Below are 23,942 nucleotides of genomic sequence, written 5' to 3' on the forward strand. Positions count from 1 at the left end.
CCATGCGCGCCCGCCTTCCCCTGCTGCTCGCGGCCCTCCTGCTGGCGCCGCTGGCGCAGGCGGGGCGGGAGCCGGTGCTCCACCAGGTCAAGGTGCCGCACAGCTACTACTGGCGCGAGCTCTACCTGCCCCAGCTCACCACCGGCCCGTCGGCCGCGGCTTTCCTGCCCGATGGCCAGGGGCTGGTGTACAGCATGGGCGGTTCGCTCTGGCGCCAGGCGCTGGGTGACGATCTCGCCACCGAGCTCACGCACCCGCGCGGCGCCTACGACCACCAGCCCGACGTGGCGCCCGACGGCACCAGCGTGGTGTTCACCCGCTACGACGGCGCGGCGATGGAACTGTGGCGCCTGGACCTGCGCAGCGGCCGCGGGCAGCAGCTGACCCACGAAGGCGCGGTGAACGTCGAGCCGCGGATTTCCCCGGACGGCCAGCGATTGGCCTGGGTGTCCACCCGCGGCAACGGCAACTTCAACCTGTACGTGGCCGAGCTCGGCCCCGCCGGCCTCACGAACGTGCGCGCGCTGCTGGGCGAGCGCCGCAGCGCCATCGACCGCTACTACTACGCGCCGGTGGACCACGCCATCAATCCCTCGTGGTCGCCGGACGGCGAAACGATCTACTACGTGGCCAACCCCGAGGTGGCCTGGGGCAGCGGCGACCTGTGGGCGGTGCCGCTGGCCGACCCGGCCGCGCGCCGCCGCGTGCACGCCGAAGAAACCAGCTGGGCCGCGCGCCCCGAGCTCGCGCCGGATGGCAAGCGCCTGCTGTATTCGGGCTACCGCGGCCGCCAGTGGCACCAGCTCTGGCTGACCACGCCGAACGGCGCGGCGCCGCTTCCGCTGAGCTTCGGCGAGTTCGACCGGCGTCATGCGCGCTGGTCGCCCAACGGCCAGCGCATCGCCTATATCGACAACCGCGACGGCGGCACCACGCTGCGGGTGATGGACGTCATCGGCGGCCGCACGGACACCGTGCAGGCCACGCGCCGCGAGACGCTGGCGCCGCAGGGCACGCTGGTGCTCGACATCCGCAACGGCGCCGGCCAGCGCGTGCCGGCGCGCGTGTCGGTCACCGGCAGCGACGGGCGCGCGCATGCCCCGGATGGGGCCTGGCTGCACGCCGACGACGGCTTCGATCGCGCGCAGCAGGAAACCGAAACCCACTACTTCCACTGCGCACCGCCCTGCCGCCTGCAGCTGCCCACCGGCGCCGCGAACATCACCGTGCGCCGTGGTTTCGAAACCCTGCCGTGGAACGCCCGCGTGGACGTGGCGCCGGGCCTGGGCAAGCCCCTCGTCGCCCGCCTGCAGGCGCAGCCGCTGCCGGCCGAGTACGGCGGTTTCCTCAGCGCCGACCTGCACGTGCACATGAACTACGGCGGCCACTATCGGCACACGCCGGAAACGCTGGTGCGCCAGGCCGAGGCCGAAGACCTCGACGTCGTGCACAACCTGGTGGTGAACAAGGAAGAGCGCATCCCCGACATCGCCGCCTTCCGCACCGGCGTGGACCCGGCCAGCAACGCGGCCGTCACGCTGCTGCAGGGGCAGGAGTACCACACCAGCTTCTGGGGCCACCTGGGTCTGCTGCAGCTGCGCAGCCATTACCTCACGCCTGATTTCTCCGCCTACCGGAACACCGCGCTGGCCAGCCCCTACCCGCACAACGGCGTAATCGCCGACCTCGCGCACGAACAGGGCGCGCTGGTGGGCTACGTGCATCCCTTCGACTGGGACCCGGACCCGGCGAAGGAAACCGGGCTGAGCCACCAGCTGCCGGCCGACGCCATGCACCGCAAGGTGGACTACCTCGAGGTCGTGGGCTTTTCCGACCACCGCGCCACCGCCGGCGTCTGGTACCGCCTGCTCAACCTGGGCCTGCGCGTGTCCGCCGGCGCCGGCACCGACGCGATGGCGAACTACGCCTCGCTGCGCGGCCCGGTGGGCATGAACCGCGTGTTCCTGGACACTGCGGGCAGCCGCGACCCCGAGACCGTGCTGGCCGCGCTGCGCAAGGGCGAAGGTTTCGCCAGCAATGGCCCGCTGCTGGGCCTGCTGGTCGACGGCCGCAAGCCCGGCGCCGAACTGCCGGCCGGCAGACACGCCTTCCGGCTCGCGCTGCGTTCGCCGGTGCCGGTGCAGCACCTGGAACTGGTGCACAACGGCCGCGTGGTGAAGGCCTTCGAGCTGGAGGGCGACCGCCGCACGCTCGACGCCGAGGGCGAGCTCACGCTGGGCGACGGCTGGCTGCTGCTGCGCGCCTGGAACGACCAGGCCGACCCCGGCGTGCTCGACCTGTACCCGTACGCCACCACCAACCCGGTGTGGATCGGCCGCGGCCGCGCCAGCGAAAACGTGCAGGGCGACGCGGCCTATTTCACCGCCTGGCTCGACCGCGTGATCGCCAACGCCACGGCGCGGGAGGCCGACTTCAATGGCGCGGGCGAATTCGACGCCACGCTCGACTACCTGCGCGCCGCCCGCGCGCGTTACGCCCGCCTGGCCGAAGGACGCGACGAATGAAGCTCCGCCACTGCGCCTCCCTGCTGCTGGCCGCCGCGCTGCCGGCTTTCGCCGCGGCGCCGGGCCTGTCGCCCGCCGACTACGACCGTCTGGTGGACCTTACCGAGCCCGACCTCAGCGACGACGGCCGCTGGGTCGTTTACACCGCCAGTGCCGCCAACGTCGAAGAAGACCTCAACCAGTCCGACCTGTGGCGCGTGGCCTTCGCCGGCGGCGAACCGAAGCGGCTCACCGACACGCCGAAGCACAGCGAATGGCGGCCGCAGTGGTCGCCCGACGGCAGGCACGTGGCCTTCCTGTCCGACCGACCGCACGGCCGCGGCGACGACGCCGACGACAGCGTGCAGGTGTGGCTGGTGAAGGCCGGCGGCGGCCGCGCGCGGCGCATCACCTCGCTGCCGGGCGGCGTCGAGGACTTCGCCTGGTCGCCCGACGGGGCGCGCATGGTGGTGGTGGCCTGGGACCCGGAGCGCCCCGCCGGCACGCCCGAGCCGAAACAGCCGCCGCCCATCGTCACCACGCGCTACCAGTTCAAGGAAGACGGCACCGGCTACCTCACCCACCTGCGCAAGCACCTTTACCTGGTGGACGTGGGCAGCGGCCGTGCCACGCAACTCACGCAGGGCGACACCGACGAAATGCTGCCGGCCTGGTCGCCGGACGGCAGGACCATCGCCTTCGTCAGCAAGCGCGGCGAGGACCCCGACCGCCACCTCAACACCGACCTCTACCTGATCGCGCCGGAAGCCGGCGCCCGCGCGCGCCAGCTCACCACCTTCATCGGCGCCGACCTCGACCCGTACTGGGAAACGCGGCCCACCTGGAGCCCCGATTCCACCCGCATCGCCTACCTGCAGGGCGGCGAGGACAAGTGGATCTACTACGCGCCCTGGCAGCTGGCGGTGGTTGATGTCGCGACCGGGAAGGCCACGCTGCCGGCGCCCATCGACCGCTGCGTGACCAAGCCGCGCTGGTCGGCCGACGGCCGCGCGCTGTACGCGCTGTTCGAACACAGCCGCGTCACCCACCTTTCGCGGGTGGACCTGGCCAGCGGGCAGGTCACGCCGCTCACCGGCGGCCTGCGTTTCGACTACGACCTGGACGTGGAAGGCGAGCGCATCGTCGTGCTCGGCGGCACCGACCACCAGCCATACGCTCTGTCCGCCGTGGAAGCCGGCGCCGACGGCACGCCGGCACTGCGCGAACTGGCCGACCACAACCGCTGGCTGGCGCAGCGCCGCCTGGCGCCGGTGGAGCCCATCTTTTTCAGAAGCGCCGACGGCACCGCGCTCGAGGGCCTGCTGGTGAAGCCGCTCGACCACCAGCCCGGCCGGCGCTACCCCACGATCCTGCGCATCCACGGCGGCCCGGTGTACCAGTACAGCCACGAGTTCATGCCCGACTGGCAGGTTTACGCCGCGAATGGCTATGCCGTGGTGGCGGTGAACCCGCGCGGCAGCTCGGGCCGCGGCTTCGACTTCGCCCGCGCCATCTACGCCGACTGGGGCAACCTCGACACCGCCGACGTGCTGGCCGGCGTGGACCACGTGGTGGCGATGGGCGTGGCCGACCCGGCGCGGCTGGGCGTGGGCGGCTGGAGTTACGGCGGCATCCTGACCAACTCGGTCATCGCACGCGACGGCCGCTTCAAGGCCGCCATCGCCGGCGCCGGCGTGGCGAACGTGTACGGCCTGTACGGCCACGACCAGTACACGCGTGAATACCGGCTCGAACTCGGCAACCCCTGGTCACAGCGCGAACAGTACGACCGCGCCAGCTTCCCCTTCCTGCACGCCGACCGCATCCGCACGCCCACGCTCTACCAGTGCGCGGAGATGGACTACAACGTGCCTTGCCTCGGGTCGGAGCAGATGTACCAGGCCCTGCGCGAACTGCAGGTGCCGACCCAGCTGGTGATCTACCCCGGCGAGAACCACGGCCTCACCGTGCCCAGCTACCTGCGCGACCGCATGCAGCGCAACCTCGACTGGTACGGGCGTTACCTGGTGGGGCAGGGCGGCGCGAAGTGAACTGCGCCGCGCCCTCACTTGCCCGGCGCGAGCCGCCCGTGCTGGCGCAACACGCCGACCAGCGCGGCGTGGTCGATGGCCTTGGCGTAGTTGCCGCCGTGGCCCTGCATGTCGCGCGCGGCCACCATGGCGTTGGTGATGGCTTCCTCGGTGGCCTGCACCGTGGCTTCGAACAGCGGGTCCATGCGGTCGTTGCCGACGAAGGCGGCCTGCTCGAGCTCGCCGCCGTCGAGCGCGCCGGCATTGGCGGTGGAGAAGGCCACGAAGATGTCGCCGGAACCGTTGCCGGCGTAGCTGCCCATGCGCGCCAGGCCCAGGCTGGCCCGCCGCGCCAGGCGCTTGAGCTGGTGCGGCAGCAGCGGCGCGTCGGTGGCCACGATGATGATGATCGAACCGGTGTCGCCGGCCAGCGGGTTGGGTTCGGTGTAGACGCGGTCGTTGCGCAGGAACTGGCCCACCGGCACCCCGGCGATGCGCAGGCTGTCGCGCAGGCCGTAGTTGGCCTGCACCAGCACGCCCACGGTGTAGTTGCCGCGCACCCGCGAGGCGGTGCCGATGCCGCACTTGAACTCGTGGCAGACCATGCCGGTGCCGCCGCCCACGTTGCCCTCGGCCACGGGGCCGCCCTTAGCGCCCCGAAGGGCCTCGGCCACGTGCGCCGGGGTCACGTGGAAGCCGTTGATGTCGTTGAGGTGCCCGTCCCAGGTTTCCGCCACCACCGGCAGCGACCACCAGTAGCCGGTGGCGTCGGCGTCGCCGGCGCGCACGCGTTCGGCGATGACGGCGTCGCGCACCACGCCCACGCTGTGGGTGTTGGTGAGCATGACCGGGCCTTCGAGCTGGCCCGATTCCTCCAGCCAGGCGGTGCCGGTCATCTCGCCGTTGCCATTGAGCGCGAACCAGCCGCCGAACACCGGTGTGGCCGCGCTGGCCTGTCCGCGCGGCAGCACGGCGGTGACGCCGGTGCGCACCTTGCGGCCGTCGGCCTCGTCGCGGACGACCGTGGCATGGCCCACCGTGACCCCGGCCACGTCGGTGATGGCATTGAGCGGGCCGGGCTGGCCTTCGAAGGGAATGCCCAGGTCGCGGGCCCGGGGTTCGGCCGCCGAGGCGCCGGCGGCGAGGGCAAGCAGCAGCAGGCTGGCGCGGACCATGGTTTCTCCCCGAGGATGGCGGTACCACCCGAAGCTTAATCGAACCCGGCAGGCCCCATGCACACAGCCGACAAGATCACCGCGCTTGAATCCGCCACCGCGCTGCCCGCGCGCTTCTACGTCGGCGAGGCCATGCTGGCGATGGAAAAACGTGCGGTATTCGCACGCAGCTGGCAGCTGGTGGCGCACCAGGGCCAGCTGGCCGAGCCAGGCGACCACGTGGTGGAGCAGGTGGGCGACGTGCCGGTGATCGTGGTGCGCGGCCAGGACGGCGTGCTGCGCGCCTTCCCCAACGTCTGCCGCCACCGCGCCGGCCCGCTGGCGCTGTGCAACGGCAAGGGTGCCCGCGCGCTGCACTGCAAGTACCACGGCTGGAGCTACACGCTCGAGGGCCAGCTGCGCTCGGCGCCCGAAATGCAGGGCGCGGCGGATTTCGACGTGTCGGCCATCCGCCTGCCGCCGCTGCGGGTGGTGGAGTGGCAGGGCCTGGTGTTCGTGGCGCTCAGCGACAACGTGCCGCCCTTCGAGGAGGTGTACGCCGGCATCACCGAACGCATCGCGCCCATCGACCTGGCCGCCATGCGTTTCCTGCGCCGCGACAGCTACGACATCGCCTGCAACTGGAAGGTCTACATCGACAACTTCCTGGAGGGCTACCACCTGCCGCACGTGCACCCGGGGCTGTCGAAGGTGCTGGACTACCGCGTCTACGACACCGAACTCTTCCCCTGGCATTCGCTGCAGCACTCGCCGCTGCGCAACAGCGGCGACATCTATGGCGACGGCGAAGCCTTCTATTACTTCGTCTACCCGAACGTGATGCTCAACATCATGCCGGGCCGACTGCAGACCAACCGCATCCTGCCGCTGGGCCCCGACCGCTGCCGGGTGGAGTTCGACTACTACTACGCCCAGGACGAGCAGGCCCGGGCCCGCATCGCCAACGACCAGGCCTTCAGCGACGAGGTGCAGGCCGAGGACATCACCATCTGCGAAGCGGTGCAGAAGGGCCTGGTGTCGGGCACCTACGAGGCCGGCCGGCTGTGCCCCAGGCGCGAGAGCGCGCTGTGGCTGTTCCACAACCAGCTGCGCGCGGCCTACGCCGCCGCGGGGGATGCCGCGTGAAGCGCGCCGGCCTGGCGATGGCCCTGGCGGTCGCACTGGCGGCGCCGGCCGCCGCGCAGGACCTGGTGCTGCGCGCCGGCCACGTGGTGGACGTGGAAACCGGCGAGATTCGTGCCGACCAGGCCATCACCGTGCGCGACGGCCGCATCGCCGCCATCGCGCCCTGGACCGGCGATGCGCCCGAAGGCGCGCGCCTGCTCGACTGGTCCGCGCACGTGGTGGTACCCGGCCTGATGGACATGCACACCCACCTGGCCGAAGAAGACCAGAGCGCCGACCTGGCCGCGCCGCTCAAGGCCACGCCGGCCCGCGCGGCCTTCGTCGGCGCCCGCAACGCCGCCGCCACCCTGCGCGCCGGCTTCACCACCGTGCGCGACGTGGGCGCCTACCGCGGCTTCGCCGACGTGGCCCTGCGCGACGCCATCAACGAAGGCCTGGTGCCCGGGCCGCGCATGTTCGTGGCCGGCGGCTACGTCACCGTCACCGGCGGCGGCGGCGAACTCACCGGCCTGCCGGAAGGCAGCGTGGTGACGCCCGAGTTCCGCGTCGGCGTGGCCGACGATCAAGCGCAGGTGCGCGGCGCGGTGGACCGCTTCCTTGACGGCGGCGCCGATTTCATCAAGGTCATCGCCACCGGCGCCGTGCTCACCGCGGGCACTGAGCCGGGTTCCTCCGAATACTCCGAAGCCGAAGTGAGCGCCGCGGTGGAAGCCGCCGCCGCGCGCGGAAGCTGGGTGGCCGCGCACGCCCACGGCGCCGAAGGCATCGCTGCCGCCGCCCGCGCCGGCGCGCGCAGCATCGAACACGGCTCGCTGATGGACGACGCCGCCATCGCCGAGATGAAGAGGCACGGCACCTGGCTGGTGGCCGACATCTACAACGGCGACTACATCGACGCCGTCGGCCGCCGCGACGGCTGGTCGGAAGAGATCCTGCGCAAGAACACCGAAACCACCGAAGCCCAGCGCGCCGGCTTCCGCAAGGCCGTGGCCGCCGGCGTGAACATCGCCTACGGCACCGACGCCGGCGTCTACCCGCACGGCGACAACGGCCGCCAGTTCGCCTACATGGTGCGGCACGGCATGACGCCGCTGCAGGCCCTGCGCTCGGCCACGCTCGATTCCGCGCGCCTGCTGGGCCAGGAGGCCACGCTGGGCTCGATCACCGTGGGCAAGGCCGCCGACCTGGTGGCCGTGGCCTGCAACCCGCTTTCCGACATCACCTGCCTTGAGCGCGAGCATGTTCGCGGCGTGGTGAAGGCCGGCGACCCCGTTCCGATGCCCTGACCCTTTCCGGACCCTGGATGAACGACACCAAGAAGATCGGTTTCTGGACCTGCACCGCCCTCGTGGTGGGCAACACCATCGGCATGGGCATCTTCCTGCTGCCGGCCTCGCTGGCGCCGTTCGGGCTCAACGCCCTGATCGGCTGGGTGGTGGTGGTGCTGGGCTGCCTGGCGCTGGCGCGGGTGTTCGCGCACCTGGCGCGCGAGCTGCCGCAGGCCGAGGGTCCCTACGGCTACGTGCGCTCCACCCTGGGCGAACTGCCGGCCTACGTGGCGCTGTGGTGCTACTGGGTGTCGCTGTGGATCACCAACGCGGCGCTGGCCACCGGCGTGGTGGGCTACCTGCAGGCGGTGTTCCCGGAGCTGGTGGTGCTGCATCCGTCGCTGTGTGCGCTGGTGCTGCTGTGGGTGTTCGTGGCCATCAACTCCGCCGGCGTGCGCAGCGGTGGCGCGGTGCAGATCGTCACCACCGGCCTCAAGCTGCTGCCGATGGTGGCGGTGGCGGCGCTGGGCGCCTGGGTGCTGTTCACCACGCCGGGCGAGTACGTGGCGCACCCGCCCACGCCGGCCATCACCCTGGGCGCCACCATGTCGGCGGCCACCATCGCGCTGTTCGCCATGCTGGGCATCGAATCGGCCACGGTGCCGGCGTCGAAGGTGCGCGAGCCGGGCATCACCATCCCGCGCGCCACGCTGGTGGGCACGCTGGTGGTGGCGGTGATCTACCTCATCGTTTCCACCGTGCCGCTGCTGCTGATTCCCGAGGCGCAGCTGGCCGAATCGAGCGCGCCGTTCGCGCTGCTGATGTCGCTGTTCGGCGGCGATGGCTCGGGGCGCTGGCTGGCGCTGTTCGTGGTGGTGTCGGGCCTGGGCGCGCTCAACGGCTGGACCCTGCTGGTGGGCGAGCTCACCCGCACCATGGCCGGCCACGGCGTGCTGCCGGGCTTCCTGGCCGCGTCGAACCGCGCCGGTGCGCCGGGCCGCGCCCTGCTGGTGACGGGCCTGCTGGGCAGCGCGATGGTGCTGATGAGCTACAGCAAGACCCTGGTGGCCGGCTTCACTTTCCTCACCACCGTGGTCACCGCCGCCAACCTGCCGCTGTACGCCTGCTGCTCGCTGGCGCTGGTGGTGACCTGGCGCCGCGGCGGCGGCATCCGCACGGGCATGCTGGTGGCCTCGGTGCTGGCTCTGGCCTTCGTGGTGTTCGCCTTCGTCGGCATGGGCCGCGAGCCCTTCCTGTGGGCGCTGGTGCTGGCGGTGGCGGGCCTGCCGCTGTATGCCTTCCTGCGCCTTCGCCCGAAGAAGGTCGCCGGCCATGCGTGACCCGCGCTACGACATCCTGTTCGAGCCGGTGCGCATCGGCCCGGTGGTGGCGAAGAACCGCTTCTTCCAGGTGCCGCACTGCAACGGCATGGGCCACCAGATGCCGCTGGCGCACGCCGCCATGCGCGAGGCGAAGGCCGAGGGCGGCTGGGCGGTGATCTCCACCGAGGAATGCGAAATCCACCCCAGCTCCGACCTCACGCCCTACGTCGAGGCGCGGCTGTGGGACGACCGGGACATCCCCGCGCTTTCGCTCATGGCCGACAAGGTGCACGCGTTTGGCGCGCTGGCCGCCATCGAGCTCAGCCACAACGGTCCCACCGCTTCGAACCTGTACTCCCGCGAGGTGCTGCTGGCGCCTTCGCACCAGCCCTCGAAGTACGGCTACCCGGCGCAGGCGCGGGCCATGGACAAGGCCGACATCCGCGCCTACCGCCAGTGGCACCGCGACGCCGCCGTGCGCGGCATGCGCGCCGGCATGGACATCGTCTACGTCTACGCCGCGCACGACCTGTCGCTGCCCATGCACTTCCTGCAGCGGCGCCGCAACCAGCGCACCGACGAATACGGCGGTTCGCTGGAGAACCGCGTGCGCCTGCTGCGCGAAGTGCTGCAGGACACGAAGGAGGCCGTGGGCCACCGCTGCGGCGTGGCCCTGCGTTTCGCCACCGACGAATTCCTGGGCCCGGGCGGCGTGGAGCTGGCCGAGGCGCGCGACATCGTGGCCATGCTGGCCGAGCTGCCCGACCTGTGGGACGTGAACGTGGCCGCCTGGTACAACGATTCCGTGCCCTCGCGCTTCGCGCCGGAGGGCGCGCAGGAGCCCTTCATTGATTTCGTGAAGAAGGCGACGACGAAGCCCGTGGTGGGCGTGGGCCGCTTCACCTCGCCCGACACCATGGTCAGCCAGGTCCGGCGCGGCGTGGTGGACTTCATTGGCGCCGCGCGCCCGTCCATCGCCGATCCCTTCCTGCCGCGCAAGATCGAAGAAGGCCGGCTCGACGACATCCGCGAGTGCATCGGCTGCAACATCTGCATCACCGGCGACAACACCATCACGCCCATCCGCTGCACCCAGAACCCGAGCATGGGCGAGGAGTGGCGCAAGGGCTGGCACCCCGAGCGCATCGCGCCCAGGGCCTCCGACGCGCGCGTGCTGGTGGTGGGCGGCGGCCCGGCCGGGCTGGAGGCGGCGCGGGCGCTGGGCCAGCGCGGCCACGAGGTGGCGCTGGCGGAGGCCTCGAAGGAACTCGGCGGCCGCGTCAGCCGCGAGGCGCGCCTGCCCGGCCTCGCCGAATGGGGCCGGGTGCGCGACTGGCGCGTGGGGCAGATCCGGAAGCTGCCGAACGTGTCCACGTACCTGGATTCGACGATGTCGGCGCAGGACGTGCTCGACTTCGGCGCCCGGCACGTGGTGCTGGCCACCGGCTGCCGCTGGCGCCGCGACGGCTACGGCCGAAGCAACGGCCTGGGCATTCCCGGCCTGGCGGCGCATCCGTCGGTGTTTACCCTGGACGACCTGATGGACGGCCGCATGCCCACCGGCACCGTGGCGGTGTTCGACGACGACTATTTCTACTACGCCACCGTGGCCGCCGAAGCGCTGGCGAAGGCGGGCTGCCGCGTGGTCTTCATCACGCCCGACGACACGCCGGCGTCCTGGGGCGCCTACACGCTGGAATACCGGCACGTGCGCAAGCGGCTGGCGGCGCTGGGCGTGCAGATCCGCGTGTCCACCAACATCGCCGGTTTCGCCGGGCGCACGCTGGCGCTGGAAGACGTGTGGTCGGACGCCACCTCCACGCTGGAGGTGGACGCGCTGCTCACCGTCACCGCACGGCTGCCGAACGACGAACTTTTCCATGCGCTGAAGGCCCGCGAGGCCGAGTGGGCCGACGCCGGCATCCAGAGCGTGGACTGCATCGGCGACGCCTTGGCGCCGGGCCTCATCGCCCACGCGGTGTACGCGGGCCACCGTTACGCGCAGGAGCTGGGCGAAACGAAGACGGGCGAGGTGCCGTTCAAGCGCCACTTCCACACGGCCGACGCCGACGACCTGCGCCGCGGCGAAGGCTAGGGCGCGCCGAGGATTTCCGCGAGGTCGGCGGTGTCGGGCAGGCCGGGGAAGCGCTTGAGGCGACCCTCGGCGTCGAGGTAGACCAGCCCCGGCGTGCCGTGGAAACCCAGGGCGCGCAGCAGCTTCTCGTTGGCGTCGAGCTTGGCCTTCAGCGCCGGCGGCACGGCCGGCAGCGGGCGTATGCCGCCTTCGCGGTAATGGCGCTCGTTCCGGGCCAGCGCGTCGGCCGGCACGTCGGCGCCCAGGATGGCCGCCGCCTTGCCCGGGCTGTCGTCGCCGATGATGCCCACCATCAGGTGGCGCAGCTGCACCTGGCCCGATTCCACGAAGGGACGAGCGGCCAGCCAGAAGCGGTTGCAGTAGCCGCAGTTCGGGTCGGCGAAGGCATAAACAAGGCGCGGCGCGTCGGCGCGGCCGTCGGCCACCCAGTGGCCGGACGCCAGGCGCGCCCAGTCGTCGCGCGCCTCCGCTGCCGGGGCGGCCTGCGCGGGTACCGCCGCACCGCCCGGCAGGGGCAGCAGCAGGGCCAGCAGCAGCGCGGGCAGGAGGGGCCGGGCCATGTTGCAATCATATACCCGTGGGGGTATATGCTGGCCACGGGTCCGCATCGTGGGGAGCGAAGGCATGGCAACCCGGCTGGAACTGGCGCTGCTGAGCGCGCGCGGCGTGGGCAAGGGCATCCGCCTGCTCGAATACGTGGGCCTGGTGATCGTGCTGGCGGCCACGCTGCTGGCCGGCGGCCACGAGGTGTGGCGCATGTTCTCAAGCGGCAAGGTCGGCATTTCCGACCTGCTGCTGCTCTTCATGTACCTCGAGATGGTTTCCATGGTGGAAACCTACTGGCGCATGGGCAAGCTGCCGGTGCGCATGCCGCTGTACATCGCCATGGTCGGCATCGCCCGGCACCTGATGGCCGATTCCTCCTACCACGACCCCTGGCTGATGATCGCCGGCGCCGGCGCCATCGTGCTGCTGGCGGTGGGCGTGTTCATCGTGCGCTATGGCCACCTGCGCTTCCCCTACACGCAGGCGTCGGAGGAAGCCACGGACCGGGAATGAGGCGGCCGGCAAGCCCGGCGCGCCATGACGGGTGACGGTGTTGGGCGGCTGCCGGATAATGGCGGGCTCAGCTCCCCCAAGGCCCCGCCCGCATGAATTCCCAGCACCGCAAGCCGCTGCCCGGCACCGCCCTCGACTACTTCGACGCCCGCGCGGCGGTGGACGCGATCCAGCCCGGGGCCTGGGCGGGCCTGCCCTACACCTCGCGCGTGCTGGCCGAGAACCTGGTGCGCCGCTGCGAGCCGGCCAACCTGGAGGCTTCGCTGCGCCAGCTCATCGAGCGCAAGCGCGACCTCGACTTCCCCTGGTTCCCCGCGCGCGTGGTCTGCCACGACATCCTGGGCCAGACCGCGTTGGTGGACCTGGCCGGCCTGCGCGACGCCATCGCCGACCAGGGCGGCGACCCGGCCCAGGTGAACCCGGTGGTGCCGGTGCAGCTGATCGTCGACCACTCGCTGGCGGTGGAATGCGGCGGCTTCGATCCCGATGCCTTTGCGAAGAACCGCGCCATCGAGGACCGCCGCAACGAAGACCGCTTCCACTTCATCGACTGGACCAAGCTGGCGTTCAAGAACGTGGACGTCATCCCGCCGGGCAACGGGATCATGCACCAGATCAACCTGGAGAAGATGTCGCCGGTGATCTACGTGCAGGACGGCGTGGCCTTCCCCGACACCTGCGTGGGCACCGACAGCCACACGCCGCACGTGGACGCGCTGGGCGTGATCGCCATCGGCGTGGGCGGCCTGGAGGCCGAGAACGTCATGCTGGGCCGCGCCTCGTGGATGCGCCTGCCCGACATCATCGGCGTCGAACTCACGGGCAAGCCGCATCCGGGCATCACCGCCACCGACATCGTGCTCTCGCTCACCGAATTCCTGCGCAAGCAGAAGGTCGTGGGCGCCTGGCTGGAGTTCCGCGGCGAAGGCGCCGCCGCGCTCACGCTGGGCGACCGCGCCACCATTTCCAACATGGCCCCGGAATACGGCGCCACCGCGGCCATGTTCTTCATCGACGGCAACACGCTCGACTACCTGCGCCTGACCGGCCGCAGCGACGAGCAGGTGGCGCTGGTGGAGACCTATGCCAGGACCGCCGGCCTGTGGGCCGACGCGCTCGCCACCGCGCAGTACGAGCGCACGCTGCACTTCGACCTCTCGACCGTGGTGCGCACGATGGCCGGCCCGTCGAACCCGCACGCCCGCGTGGCCACCAGCGACCTCGCCGCCAGGGGCATCGCCGGCAACCTCGACGCCGCCCGCGCGCAGGAAGCCGAAGGCCTGATGCCCGACGGCGCGGTGATCATCGCCGCCATCACCTCGTGCACGAATACGTCCAACCCGCGCAACGTCATCGCCGCCGGCCTGCTGGCGAAGAAGGCCAATGCGCTGGGCCTGGTGCGCAAGCCCTGGGTGAAGTCGTCGCTGGCGCCGGGCTCCAAGGCCGTGGCGCTGTACCTGGAGGAAGCCGGCCTGAAGTCCGAGCTCGAGCAGCTGGGCTTCGGCATCGTCGCCTTCGCCTGCACCACCTGCAACGGCATGAGCGGCGCGCTGGACCCGAAGATCCAGCAGGAAATCATCAAGCGCGACCTCTACGCCACCGCCGTGCTCAGCGGCAACCGCAACTTCGACGGCCGCATCCATCCGTACGCGAAGCAGGCCTTCCTGGCCTCGCCGCCGCTGGTGGTGGCCTATGCCATCGCCGGCACCATCCGGTTCGACATCGAGAAGGACGCGCTGGGCCACCGCGCCGACGGCACGCCCATCCTGCTCAGGGACCTGTGGCCCAGCGACGCCGAGATCGACGCCATCGTGAAGGCGGCGGTGAAGCCCGAGCAGTTCCGCAAGGTGTACGAGCCGATGTTCAAGCTTTCGGTGGAGTCGGGCGAGGCCGTGAGCCCGCTGTACGACTGGCGCCCGCAGAGCACCTACATCCGCCGCCCGCCCTACTGGGAAGGCGCGCTGGCCAAGCCGCGCACGCTCACCGGCATGCGCCCGCTGGCGCTGCTGGGCGACAACATCACCACCGACCACCTCTCGCCATCGAACGCCATCCTCGCCTCCAGCGCGGCCGGCGAATACCTGGCGAAGATGGGCTTGCCGGAAGAGGACTTCAATTCCTACGCCACCCACCGCGGCGACCACCTGACCGCGCAGCGCGCCACCTTCGCCAATCCCACGCTGCTCAACGAAATGGCGGTGGTGGACGGCGCGGTGAAGAAGGGTTCGCTGGCGCGCGTGGAGCCGGAAGGCCGGGTGATGCGCATGTGGGAGGCGATCGAGACCTACATGGAGCGCGGCCAGCCGCTGGTCATCATCGCCGGCGCCGACTACGGCCAGGGCAGCTCGCGCGACTGGGCCGCCAAGGGCGTGCGCCTGGCCGGCGTGGAAGCCATCGTGGCCGAGGGCTTCGAGCGCATCCACCGCACCAACCTGATCGGCATGGGCGTGCTGCCGCTGGAGTTCCTGCCCGGCACCACCCGCAAGACCCTCGGCCTGGACGGCACCGAAACCTACGACGTGCTGGGCGAACGTTCCCCGCGCGCCTCCCTGACGCTGGTGGTCAACCGCCGCAACGGCGAACGCCTGGAAGTGCCGGTGCGCTGCCGCCTCGATTCCGACGAGGAAGTGTCCATCTACGAAGCCGGCGGCGTGCTGCAGCGCTTCGCCCAGGATTTCCTCGAATCCACCCAGGCCGCCTGATGGTCCACGAACCGGGTGGGCAGGCGATGACAACGGCACAGCGCGGGATGATGGCCTTGGCCATCGCGCTTGGCCTGGCCTACATCGCACTCATCCCGTGGCTGCCGTATCCCGGCAGCTGGGTGCTCAAGCCGCTGCCCATGCTGATCTACGCGGCCTTGATCTGGCGGGCCTTCCCGGGGGCGGTGGGCCGCTGGCTGGCGCTCGGCTACCTGGCCGCGGCCTTTGGCGACTTCTTCCTCGACTACGGTGCACGCGACGGCCTGTTCCGCCAGGCGCTGGCGGCCTTCCTGGTCAACCAGATCGCCTTCCTGGTCGCGTTCGCAAAGCTCGCGGCGGGTTCGCCGTGGCGCTGGCGGCGGGCGGCACCTGCGATCGCCTACGGCGTGCTGCTCGCCACCTGGCTGGTGCCGCAGGCCGGCGCACTGCAGGTGCACGTGTCGGTCTACATCGCCTGCTTGCTCGGCATGGTGGTGATGGCCTGCCGGGTGGAGGCGGCGCCCCGCCTGCTGTGGCTCGGAGCCATGCTGTTCCTGCTCGCCGATTCGCTGATCGGCGTGAACAAGTTCGCCGCGCCGTTCCCGAACGCGGTGCTCGTGATCGTCAGCCTGTACTTCACTGGCCAGACGCTGATCGCCCTCGGCCTGCTGCGCCATCGCGCGCGGGCGGCCTGAGGCGGCGCGCGGGCAGGCGAGGCTTGCAAATGCCCAAAATGGGCATTATCATGCCCGTTATGGGCAAAGCATCCACCCCGCGTGTCAGTGAAGCCGCCGCGCTGTATGCGCGGGCGAACCTGTCCGACGCCCTGTTCACCCAGACCCAGCAGCGCGTGCTGGGCAGCCTGTTCGGGCAGGCCGGCCGCTCGTTCACGGTCAGCGACCTGATCCAGTCCACCGGCGCCGGTAGCGGGGCCGTGCAGCGTGAACTTGCGCGCCTGTCGGGCAGCGGGCTGCTTTCGGTCGAAAAGCTCGGCAACCAGAAGCGCTACCGCGCCAATCCCGATTGCCCCATTCACGACGAGTTGGTGGCCATCGTCCGCAAGACCTTTGGGCTGGCGGTGCCGCTGCGCGAGGCGCTTGCTCCGCTGGCCGACAGACTGGAGCTGGCCTTCGTCTACGGTTCCGTCGCCAAGGGCCTGGACACCGTGGCCAGCGACATCGACCTGATGATCGTGTCCGACACGCTGGGCTATGCCGACGTGATGGCGGTTCTGCACCCCGTCATCGAGGGCTTGGGGCGCGTCGTGCACCCCACGATCTACAAGCGATCCGAGTTGGCGGGTCGGATGGCGGAAGGGAATGCTTTTGTCGCCAAGGTCCTGGCGCAGCCCAAGCTCTGGATCGTCGGAGGTGAGCATGACCTCCCCGCTTGAGAATCTAGCCGGCACCGCCAAGCCGTTGCTGGCGGAGCCCGCCGATGCCGCCGAGGTCCAGGGCCTGCTGCGCTCTGGCAGCGCGCGGCTTGCCGACGCCGGCAATGCTGGCTTGTCCCTCGAGAGTCGCTTCGACCTGGCCTACAACGCGGCGCATGCCCTGTGTCTCGCCGCGCTGCGGCGGTTGGGATACCGGGCACGCCATCGCTACATCGTGTTCCAGGTTCTGCCACACACCCTCGGCCTGGGGCCGGAAGTGTGGCGCGTACTGGATCATGCACACGGCAAGCGCAATCTCTCTGAATACGAAGGCCACGTGGACGTGGACGAGCGGCTGGTGCTGGACACCATCGCCGCCTGCCAGCGCGTGGCTGCTGCCCTGAGACTCCTTGAGTGAAGGATCCCATCCCATGAACCACCTGCCCCAGCTCCGCATCCCCGCCACCTACATGCGCGGCGGCACTTCCAAGGGCGTGTTCTTCCGCCTGGAAGACCTGCCCGAAGCCGCGCGCGTGCCCGGCCCGGCGCGCGACGCGCTGCTGATGCGCGTCATCGGTTCGCCCGATCCCTACGGCAAGCACACCGACGGCATGGGCGGCGCCACGTCCAGCACCAGCAAGTGCGTGATCATCTCCAAGAGCACGCAGCCCGGCCACGACGTCGACTACCTCTACGGCCAGGTGTCCATCGACACCGCCTTCGTCGACTGGAGCGGCAACTGCGGCAACCTCAGCACCGCGGTGGGCCCGTTCGCCATTGCCAACGGCTTCATCGACAAGGCGCGGCTGCCGGAAAACGGCGTGTTCCCGGTGAAGGTGTGGCAGGCCAACATCGGCAAGACCATCATTTGCCACGTGCCGGTCACGAATGGCGAGGTGCAGGAAACCGGCGACTTCGAGCTCGACGGCATCACCTTCCCGGCGGCCGAGATCGTGCTCGAGTTCATCGACCCGGCCGACGAGGGCGAAGGCGAGGGCGGCGGCGCCATGTTCCCCACCGGCAACCTCACCGACAGGCTCGAGGTGCCCGGCGTCGGCACGCTCGAGGTGACGATGATCAACGCCGGCATCCCCACCGTGTTCGTCAACGCGAAGGACATCGGCTACACCGGCACCGAACTGCAGGACGCCATCAACGGCGACCCGGCGGCGCTGGCCAGGTTCGAAACCATCCGCGCCCACGGCGCCGTGCGCATGGGCCTGATCAAGGACGTGGCCGACGCCGCAAAGCGCCAGCACACGCCCAAGGTCGCCTTCGTGGCGCCGCCGGCCGATTACACCACCAGCAGCGGCAAGCGCATCGCCGCCGCCGACATCGACCTGCACGTGCGTGCGCTCAGCATGGGAAAGCTGCACCACGCCATGATGGGCACCTGCGCCGTGGCCATCGGCACCGCGGCGGCCATCCCCGGCACGCTGGTGAACCGCGCGGCCGGCGGCGGCGCACGCACCGCCGTGCGTTTCGGCCACCCCAGCGGCACCCTGCGCGTGGGCGCCGAGGCGGCTAGCGAAAACGGCCAGTGGGTGGTGCGCAAGGCCATCATGAGCCGCAGCGCGCGCGTGCTGATGGAAGGCGCGGTGCGGGTGCCCGCGGATTTCCACGCGGGCTGAACCGCCACCTCGGGTAACATCGCCGGCATCGCACTGGAGGAGCCGACCATGTCCCTTGCCGGAAAAACCATCGCCGTCACCGGCGCCTTCGGGGCGCTGGGCACCGCCGTCGTCACGGCGCTGCAGGCGCAGGGCGCCGCCGTGGCCGCCATCGACCGCGCCGACGCGCCGCGCGACCCGGCCGCGCTGGGCGCCGCCAGCCTGCACGGCGGCGTGGACCTGGGCGACGCCGCCTCGGCCGCCGCCGCCTTCCAGGCCATCGTGGCAAGACATGGCCGCCTCGACGGCCTGGTGAACATCGCCGGCGGTTTCGCCTGGGAGAAGGTGCAGGGCGGTTCGCTCGACACCTGGGACGCGCAGTACCGCATGAACCTGCGCACCGCCGTGGCCGCCATCCAGGCCGCGCTGGCGCATTTGCCCGACGGCGGCCGCATCGTGAACATCGGCGCCAACGGCGCGGTCAAGGCCGGTGCCGGCATGGGCGCGTACGCGGCTTCGAAGGCCGGCGTGATGCGCCTCACCGAGGCCCTGGCCGAAGAGCTCAAGGACCGCGGCATCACCGTCAACGCGCTGCTGCCGAGCATCATCGACACCGCCGCGAACCGCAAGGACATGCCCGACGCCGACTTCAGCCGCTGGGTGCAGCCCGCGCAGCTGGCGGCCACCATCGCCTTCCTGCTGTCGGACGGCGCGGCGGCGATTACCGGTGCGCTGATCCCGGTGGTCGGCCGGGTCTGATCCCACCCACGCGCGGGACGACGACGCCATGGCCTCCAACGACACGCTGCAGGCCGCCGTCCTTCGCACCACGCTGCGCCTGCTGCTCAAGCCCGCGCTGTCGCCGCGCGTACCGCTGGGCTTCCAGCGCCGCTGGATGAACCTGCTGGCGGGCATTGCCCGGCTGCCGGCCGGCGTGGCGCGGCAGGACACCGGGGTGGCCGGCGTGCCCGCCGAACGCTGGCAGGACACGCGCGCACCCGCCTGCCGCCCCGGCACCGTGCTGATGCTGCACGGCGGCGCCTTCTGCGCCGGCTCCCCGCGCACGCATCGCGCGCTGGCCGCGTGGCTGGCGCGCGACGGCGGCTTCCCCGTGGTCGTGCCCGATTACCGCCTGGCGCCGGAGCATCCGTTCCCCGCCGCGCTCGACGACGCGCTGGCGGCGTACGACGCGCTCGCCGCGCAGGGTCCGGTGCTGCTGGTCGGCGATTCCGCCGGCGGTGGCCTGGCGCTGGCCCTGGCGCAGAAGATCCGCGACACGGCGCGCCCCGCGCCCGCCGCGCTGGCCTTGCTCTCGCCCTGGGTGGACCTGCGCCCGGGCCAGCTGCCCGAACCGGTGCCCGGCGAAACCATGCTGGGCGCGGCCTGGCTGCAGGCCTGCGCCCGCCACTATGCCGGCGAAAACACCGGCGACCCGCGCGTGTCGCCCTTGCTTGGCGAGCTGCGTGGCCTGCCGCCCACTTTCCTGCAATGCGGCAGCGACGAACTGCTGTGCGCGCAGTCGCGCTCCCTGGCGGAGGCGCTGCAGGCCGCTGGCGTACCCACGACGCTCGAAGTGGTCCCCGGCCGCTGGCATGTCTTCCCATTGCACGCCGGCCAGCTGCCGTCCGCGAACGCCGCCGTGTCGCGCCTCGCGCGCTTCCTGCAGCAGCACCTCGACGCCACCGCCGCGCCGCGCCACGACGTGCACGAGGTGGTCATCCTGGGCGCCGGCATGTCGGGCCTGTGCATGGCGATGCAGCTGCAGCGCGAAGGCCGGCACGACTTCGTGCTGCTCGAACAACAGCCTGGCCTGGGCGGTACCTGGTGGGACAACCGCTACCCCGGCGCCCAGGTGGACGTGCCCGCGCCGGCGTATTCGTTTTCCTTCGCGCCGAACCCGTACTGGCGCCAGCGTTTCGCCAACGCACCGGAAATCCAGGCCTACCAGCAGGCGCTGGCGGAGAAACACGGCCTGTTCGCGCGCCTGCGCCTGGGCACGCGGCTCAGCGAAGCGCGCTTCGACGAGGCCAGCGGCCTGTGGCAGTTCCGCACCGCGCGCGGCGACACGCTGGCGGCGCGCTTCTTCGTCTGCAGCACCGGCCCGCTCAGCCAGCCGCGCTGGCCCGATATCCCGGGCCTCGACGACTTCCGCGGCGACAAGCTGCACTCCGCGCGCTGGGACGCCAGCATCCCGCTGGCGGGCAAACGCATCGCGGTGGTCGGCACCGGCTCGACCGCCGTGCAGCTGATCCCGCCCATCGCCCGCGAGGCGGCGCGGCTGCACGTGTTCCAGCGCACCGCGAACTGGGTGTTGCCGCGCTTCGAGCGCCGCTACTACTGGTTCGACGGCCTGCTGGCGCGGTTCCCGCCCTATGCGAAGGCGGTGCGCTTTGGCTGGGTGCAGTTCCTGGAACTCACGCGCCGCGGTTTCCAGGACGGCACGCTGATGCGCCGCTTCATGCTGGGCCTGGCCGCGCGCCACCGCCGCAGCCAGGTGCCTGACAAGGACAAGCGCGCCGCGCTCACGCCCGACTACCCGCTGGGCTGCAAGCGCATCATCTACGCCAACGACTACTACCCGGCGCTGGCACGGCCGAACGTGGAGCTGGTGACCACCGGCATCGCGCGCTTCACGACGGGCGGCATCATCACCACCGACGGCACCGAGCGGCCGCTGGACGCCGTGGTCTGCGCCACCGGCTTCGACACCGTGCACCTGCTGCAGTCGGTGCAGGTCACCGGCCGCGGCGGCCGCACCCTGGCCGAGGCCTGGCGCGACGGCCCCGAGGCCTTCCATGGCATTTCCGTGGCGGGTTTCCCCAACCTGTTCCTGATGCTGGGCCCGAACACGGCCACCGGCCACACGTCCACGCTGCTCTACATCGAGCCGGCGGTGCGCCACGCCATCGCCTGCATGCAGGCCGTGCGCCGCGCCGGCTACCGCGCCATCGAACTGCGCGCCGAGGTGCAGCAGGCCCACAACGCCGCCCTGCAGCAGCGCCTGGCGGGCTCGGTGTGGGCGCAGTGCCGCAGCTGGTACCGCATGGACAACGGCAAGGTCATCGCCATCTTCCCCGGCTTCACCCGCGAATACGTGCGGGCGGTGCGCGAGCCGGACTTCAACGACTACCGCTTCGACGGGGCGCCCGAGGCCTCCACCGCCCCTGCACGCCCGCCGGCCTAGACTGGCGGCATGAAGATCAACGCCGATTTCAGCCAGCGCGTGGTGCTGCGGCCGGGCGACACGCCGTGGCTGGCCTCGCCGTCGCCGGGCGTCGAGCGCCGGATGCTCGACCGCATCGGCGGCGAACAGGCGCGCGCCACCAGCCTGGTGCGCTACGCACCGGGTTCGGCCTTCCCCGAACACGGCCACCCGGCGGGCGAGGAAATCCTGGTGCTCGAGGGCGTGTTCAGCGACGAACGCGGCGACCACGGCCCCGGCACCTACCTGCGCAACCCGGAAGGCTCCCGCCACGCGCCGCGCAGCATCGGCGGCTGCACGCTGTTCGTGAAGCTGCGGCAGTTCGCGCCCGGCGACGCGGCCAGCGTCACCATCGACACCGCCCACGGCGACTGGCGCCCCGGCCTGGTGCCGGGCCTGCGGGTGATGCCGCTGCATTCCTTCGGCACCGAACACACGGCGCTGGTCGACTGGGCGCCGGGCACGGTGTTCCAGCCGCACACGCATTTCGGCGGCGAGGAGATCCTGGTGCTGCGCGGGGTGTTCGAAGATGAGCATGGCGCTTATCCCGCCGGCAGCTGGCTGCGCAGCCCGCACCTGTCGCGGCATGCGCCGTTCACGAGGGACGGGGCCACGATCCTGGTGAAGGTGGGGCACTTGGATGAGGAGCGGCTGCGGCCCTGGCTGGGCAGTTAGGACGGCAACAGCTGGTGTGGAACGTCAGCGGTCGGCCTGATCAAGTACGGCCATCAGTTTGGCCAGGTCGGTGTTCTTTTTGCTCGTATCACGCTGCCCGAGGTTTCGCAGCTTCCATCTGATTCCCGGCAGCAGTGCGGCTTGCGGCAAGCGGATCAGACCAAAGTCGGCGCGCCCCTGTTCGACCGAGAGCAGGAACTCGCGGGATGGGCCATCCAGCCGGCGCCTGATTTCAGCCAGAAGCTGGTCCCTGGCCTCCAGCAGGTCCGGGGGTGTGACTGGCTCCCGGGTCATGCCTTCGAACTGCGAGGCGAACACCCGGTTGAAATCACCCGGGACCACGGGGTCGAGCAGTTCCGCCGCCGGTTTTGGACTTGCCGTCAGGTAGACGAGGAACGTGCGCCACAGTTCATCGTCGATTCCCTGGGTCCCAAGCAGCACGCGAATGTCAAACAGGTCGCGGGGATGTTGCCGCGAAAGCGCCGCAGCCATCTTCCCGGCGTATAGATCAGCGAAATGGAACACCCGTGTGCTCGCAAAGCCGAACTGCCTTTCGATAGATGGCTGCAGCACCATGGTGCGCGTCGGGTGGAGGGTGCCGCGCATGACGGGTGAGGTCTCGATCTGCACCTGTGCGCCCGGTCGGCTGGCGATTATCCGGTGCAGCGTGCCCGCCCCGGGTGGGCGTGAAAGCACGACATCAAGCTTCAGGGGTGGCTTGGCCAACGTGCTCGCCAGCCGGCCGAGCGCCTCGCGGATCAGCGTGGCGTCCTCCTCGAACGATTGGGTGCGCAGCCAGCCCAGGTCGATGTCCACGGACAGCCGGGGCAAGTCATGCTCGAAGAGATTGATCGCCGTGCCGCCCTTGAGTGCGAAGTCGGGCTCTCGTGCCAGGTGCGGCAGGATCGCCACCAGCAAGGCGACGCGATCGGCATAGCGGCTATCCAAGCGAAGACTCCAGGTCCGCAGGAAGGGTTATCTGGTAGCGCGGGTCGAGCCGACCGCCAGGGAACAAGGCGCGCTTTCCCCGTCCGAGATCAACGCCTTCCATATCGAGGTGCTCCAGCCATGCGTGATTGGCGCGATCGGCCAGCGCCAGGAAGAGGCGCTTTGCCTTGATGCTCTGGCATCGCCTGAGCAACGCGTTCACCTCCGACGGTCGAAGCCCACTCATTCCCTGAAGGGTTGCATGGGCCTCATGCACGTCGGCGGCGTCCCGCGCCGCGTGGCACAGTTCAAGCATGGCGCGCTCGGCGTTCGCGACGACGACCCAGTCCGTCGTCGAGGAAACCACCAGTCGCTCCAGCCCCTCCGCATGCAACTCTTCGTCAGAGGTGTTTGCCGACAAGGTCAATCCAGCGGGCGGGAACGGGCCGAGGCCGCCGTGCACGAAGCGAACGTCCAGGGCCAGGGTGGTTGCCCACCCCGGAAGGCGATCCGGTCCGTACAGCGTGACTTCGCGCACGCCCTGCATCCGCAGGTAGTGCTCGTGCCCGTATAGCGCGAGGGCGAAACGCGCACCGGCATGGAGTCGGAGTCGCTCCCGCTGCTGCAAGGAGTGCAGGGCGCCCTCCCAAGTGGCCACGCCGGCAGCCGCCATGTAGACCCCGCGGGCTGGAGACCGCAGCCAGCCATTTTTCACGTATCCCGCGACGAGCGCCGTGGAATAGCCATGGCTGCGCAGCCAGCGTGCCGAGACGAAATCAGCGTCTCCCAGCTCAGCCAACAGGCGGTTCAGCTTCTGACGATTTTGCTCAGCCATAGTTAGTAAAATATTGCTTTGGAGAACCAGGAGCAAGCGGAAGGTTTGCAAATATCAAATTT

19 protein-coding genes are annotated in these 23,942 nt (G+C 70.6%); 15 read left to right on the forward strand and 4 right to left on the reverse strand.

The window, feature by feature from the left end:
* The first annotated feature begins 2 nt into the window (after nt 1-2).
* Together ACE3Q2_RS04190 and ACE3Q2_RS04195 are read left to right on the forward strand one after the other, a co-directional pair.
* Nucleotides 3-2,525 carry a CehA/McbA family metallohydrolase gene (locus tag ACE3Q2_RS04190; RefSeq protein WP_231698063.1) on the forward strand — a complete coding sequence of 841 codons (2,523 nt, stop codon included), beginning with the start codon at nt 3-5 and terminating at the stop codon, nt 2,523-2,525.
* Complete coding sequence (locus ACE3Q2_RS04195) at nt 2,522-4,555, forward strand: S9 family peptidase (protein ID WP_231698064.1); 2,034 nt, start codon at nt 2,522-2,524, stop codon at nt 4,553-4,555. Before ACE3Q2_RS04190 ends, ACE3Q2_RS04195 begins: the two co-directional genes overlap by 4 nt.
* Nucleotides 4,556-4,569: 14 nt before the next feature.
* On the opposite strand, the gene ACE3Q2_RS04200 is transcribed toward ACE3Q2_RS04195, so the two are convergent.
* Nucleotides 4,570-5,709 (reverse strand): P1 family peptidase, encoded by a 1,140-nt coding sequence (locus ACE3Q2_RS04200; protein ID WP_231698065.1) that lies wholly within the window; start codon nt 5,707-5,709, stop codon nt 4,570-4,572.
* Between the two features lie 57 nt (nt 5,710-5,766).
* Here ACE3Q2_RS04200 and ACE3Q2_RS04205 point away from each other — a divergent pair, with 57 nt between their 5' ends.
* From ACE3Q2_RS04205 to ACE3Q2_RS04220, 4 genes are read left to right on the forward strand one after another with little or no spacing between them, the layout of a single operon-like run.
* Nucleotides 5,767-6,834: an aromatic ring-hydroxylating dioxygenase subunit alpha gene (locus ACE3Q2_RS04205; protein ID WP_374473031.1), complete on the forward strand. Its 1,068-nt coding sequence runs from the start codon at nt 5,767-5,769 to the stop codon at nt 6,832-6,834.
* Nucleotides 6,831-8,120, forward strand: a complete 1,290-nt coding sequence (locus ACE3Q2_RS04210; protein ID WP_374473033.1) for an amidohydrolase family protein — start codon at nt 6,831-6,833, stop codon at nt 8,118-8,120. The genes ACE3Q2_RS04205 and ACE3Q2_RS04210 overlap by 4 nt, the downstream gene beginning before the upstream one ends.
* A 17-nt stretch (nt 8,121-8,137) precedes the next feature.
* Complete coding sequence (locus ACE3Q2_RS04215; RefSeq protein WP_231698068.1) at nt 8,138-9,442, forward strand: amino acid permease; 1,305 nt, start codon at nt 8,138-8,140, stop codon at nt 9,440-9,442.
* Nucleotides 9,435-11,519, forward strand: coding sequence for an FAD-dependent oxidoreductase (locus ACE3Q2_RS04220; protein WP_231698069.1), 2,085 nt, complete (start codon nt 9,435-9,437; stop codon nt 11,517-11,519). Before ACE3Q2_RS04215 ends, ACE3Q2_RS04220 begins: the two co-directional genes overlap by 8 nt.
* Here ACE3Q2_RS04220 and dsbG read toward each other — a convergent pair.
* Nucleotides 11,516-12,079 carry a thiol:disulfide interchange protein DsbG gene (gene dsbG / locus ACE3Q2_RS04225; protein WP_052385729.1) on the reverse strand — a complete coding sequence of 188 codons (564 nt, stop codon included), beginning with the start codon at nt 12,077-12,079 and terminating at the stop codon, nt 11,516-11,518. The two genes, ACE3Q2_RS04220 and dsbG, sit on opposite strands and share 4 nt — an antisense overlap.
* Before the next feature lie 64 nt (nt 12,080-12,143).
* Here dsbG and ACE3Q2_RS04230 point away from each other — a divergent pair, with 64 nt between their 5' ends.
* The 9 genes from ACE3Q2_RS04230 (at nt 12,144) to ACE3Q2_RS04270 (ending at nt 22,118) form a co-directional block, all read left to right on the forward strand.
* Nucleotides 12,144-12,578 (forward strand): phosphate-starvation-inducible protein PsiE, encoded by a 435-nt coding sequence (locus tag ACE3Q2_RS04230; protein ID WP_043802040.1) that lies wholly within the window; start codon nt 12,144-12,146, stop codon nt 12,576-12,578.
* 92 nt (nt 12,579-12,670) lie between these two features.
* Nucleotides 12,671-15,280 carry a Fe/S-dependent 2-methylisocitrate dehydratase AcnD gene (gene acnD / locus ACE3Q2_RS04235; protein WP_231698070.1) on the forward strand — a complete coding sequence of 870 codons (2,610 nt, stop codon included), beginning with the start codon at nt 12,671-12,673 and terminating at the stop codon, nt 15,278-15,280.
* A 56-nt stretch (nt 15,281-15,336) separates the two neighbouring features.
* Entirely contained in the window at nt 15,337-15,954 is a 618-nt protein-coding gene (locus ACE3Q2_RS04240; protein WP_374473037.1) for a lysoplasmalogenase, read from the forward strand.
* A 38-nt stretch (nt 15,955-15,992) separates the two neighbouring features.
* On the forward strand, nt 15,993-16,652 hold the full coding sequence (locus ACE3Q2_RS04245; protein ID WP_374473039.1) for a nucleotidyltransferase domain-containing protein: 660 nt from the start codon (nt 15,993-15,995) through the stop codon (nt 16,650-16,652).
* Nucleotides 16,636-17,049 (forward strand): hypothetical protein, encoded by a 414-nt coding sequence (locus tag ACE3Q2_RS04250; protein WP_231698073.1) that lies wholly within the window; start codon nt 16,636-16,638, stop codon nt 17,047-17,049. Before ACE3Q2_RS04245 ends, ACE3Q2_RS04250 begins: the two co-directional genes overlap by 17 nt.
* A gap of 13 nt (nt 17,050-17,062) precedes the next feature.
* Nucleotides 17,063-18,262, forward strand: a complete 1,200-nt coding sequence (prpF, locus tag ACE3Q2_RS04255) for a 2-methylaconitate cis-trans isomerase PrpF (RefSeq protein ID WP_231698074.1) — start codon at nt 17,063-17,065, stop codon at nt 18,260-18,262.
* A gap of 48 nt (nt 18,263-18,310) precedes the next feature.
* Nucleotides 18,311-19,000 carry an SDR family oxidoreductase gene (locus ACE3Q2_RS04260; RefSeq protein WP_231698075.1) on the forward strand — a complete coding sequence of 230 codons (690 nt, stop codon included), beginning with the start codon at nt 18,311-18,313 and terminating at the stop codon, nt 18,998-19,000.
* 28 nt (nt 19,001-19,028) lie between these two features.
* Nucleotides 19,029-21,425, forward strand: a complete 2,397-nt coding sequence (locus ACE3Q2_RS04265) for an alpha/beta hydrolase fold domain-containing protein (RefSeq protein WP_374473042.1) — start codon at nt 19,029-19,031, stop codon at nt 21,423-21,425.
* A gap of 9 nt (nt 21,426-21,434) precedes the next feature.
* Nucleotides 21,435-22,118 (forward strand): cupin domain-containing protein, encoded by a 684-nt coding sequence (locus tag ACE3Q2_RS04270; protein WP_231698076.1) that lies wholly within the window; start codon nt 21,435-21,437, stop codon nt 22,116-22,118.
* Nucleotides 22,119-22,142: 24 nt separating this feature from the next.
* Here the strand turns inward: ACE3Q2_RS04270 and ACE3Q2_RS04275 are convergent, their stop codons facing one another.
* Nucleotides 22,143-23,066: a nucleotidyl transferase AbiEii/AbiGii toxin family protein gene (locus tag ACE3Q2_RS04275; RefSeq protein ID WP_231698077.1), complete on the reverse strand. Its 924-nt coding sequence runs from the start codon at nt 23,064-23,066 to the stop codon at nt 22,143-22,145.
* Nucleotides 23,059-23,916, reverse strand: a complete 858-nt coding sequence (locus ACE3Q2_RS04280) for a type IV toxin-antitoxin system AbiEi family antitoxin domain-containing protein (protein WP_374473045.1) — start codon at nt 23,914-23,916, stop codon at nt 23,059-23,061. The genes ACE3Q2_RS04275 and ACE3Q2_RS04280 overlap by 8 nt, the downstream gene beginning before the upstream one ends.
* Nucleotides 23,917-23,942: the final 26 nt, after the last annotated feature.

Source organism: Arenimonas sp., from assembly GCF_041913985.1.
Classification (GTDB): domain Bacteria; phylum Pseudomonadota; class Gammaproteobacteria; order Xanthomonadales; family Xanthomonadaceae; genus Arenimonas.

Excerpts from the sequence above, each read along its gene's own strand:
- ACE3Q2_RS04190 (WP_231698063.1), top strand. The coding sequence starts at position 3 with ATGCGCGCCCGCCTTCCCCTGCTGCTCGCGGCCCTCCTGCTGGCGCCG.
- ACE3Q2_RS04195 (WP_231698064.1), top strand. The coding sequence starts at position 2,522 with ATGAAGCTCCGCCACTGCGCCTCCCTGCTGCTGGCCGCCGCGCTGCCG.
- ACE3Q2_RS04200 (WP_231698065.1), bottom strand. The coding sequence starts at position 5,709 with ATGGTCCGCGCCAGCCTGCTGCTGCTTGCCCTCGCCGCCGGCGCCTCG.
- ACE3Q2_RS04205 (WP_374473031.1), top strand. The coding sequence starts at position 5,767 with ATGCACACAGCCGACAAGATCACCGCGCTTGAATCCGCCACCGCGCTG.
- ACE3Q2_RS04215 (WP_231698068.1), top strand. The coding sequence starts at position 8,138 with ATGAACGACACCAAGAAGATCGGTTTCTGGACCTGCACCGCCCTCGTG.
- ACE3Q2_RS04220 (WP_231698069.1), top strand. The coding sequence starts at position 9,435 with ATGCGTGACCCGCGCTACGACATCCTGTTCGAGCCGGTGCGCATCGGC.
- dsbG (WP_052385729.1), bottom strand. The coding sequence starts at position 12,079 with ATGGCCCGGCCCCTCCTGCCCGCGCTGCTGCTGGCCCTGCTGCTGCCC.
- ACE3Q2_RS04230 (WP_043802040.1), top strand. The coding sequence starts at position 12,144 with ATGGCAACCCGGCTGGAACTGGCGCTGCTGAGCGCGCGCGGCGTGGGC.
- acnD (WP_231698070.1), top strand. The coding sequence starts at position 12,671 with ATGAATTCCCAGCACCGCAAGCCGCTGCCCGGCACCGCCCTCGACTAC.
- ACE3Q2_RS04245 (WP_374473039.1), top strand. The coding sequence starts at position 15,993 with ATGGGCATTATCATGCCCGTTATGGGCAAAGCATCCACCCCGCGTGTC.
- ACE3Q2_RS04250 (WP_231698073.1), top strand. The coding sequence starts at position 16,636 with ATGACCTCCCCGCTTGAGAATCTAGCCGGCACCGCCAAGCCGTTGCTG.
- prpF (WP_231698074.1), top strand. The coding sequence starts at position 17,063 with ATGAACCACCTGCCCCAGCTCCGCATCCCCGCCACCTACATGCGCGGC.
- ACE3Q2_RS04260 (WP_231698075.1), top strand. The coding sequence starts at position 18,311 with ATGTCCCTTGCCGGAAAAACCATCGCCGTCACCGGCGCCTTCGGGGCG.
- ACE3Q2_RS04265 (WP_374473042.1), top strand. The coding sequence starts at position 19,029 with ATGGCCTCCAACGACACGCTGCAGGCCGCCGTCCTTCGCACCACGCTG.
- ACE3Q2_RS04270 (WP_231698076.1), top strand. The coding sequence starts at position 21,435 with ATGAAGATCAACGCCGATTTCAGCCAGCGCGTGGTGCTGCGGCCGGGC.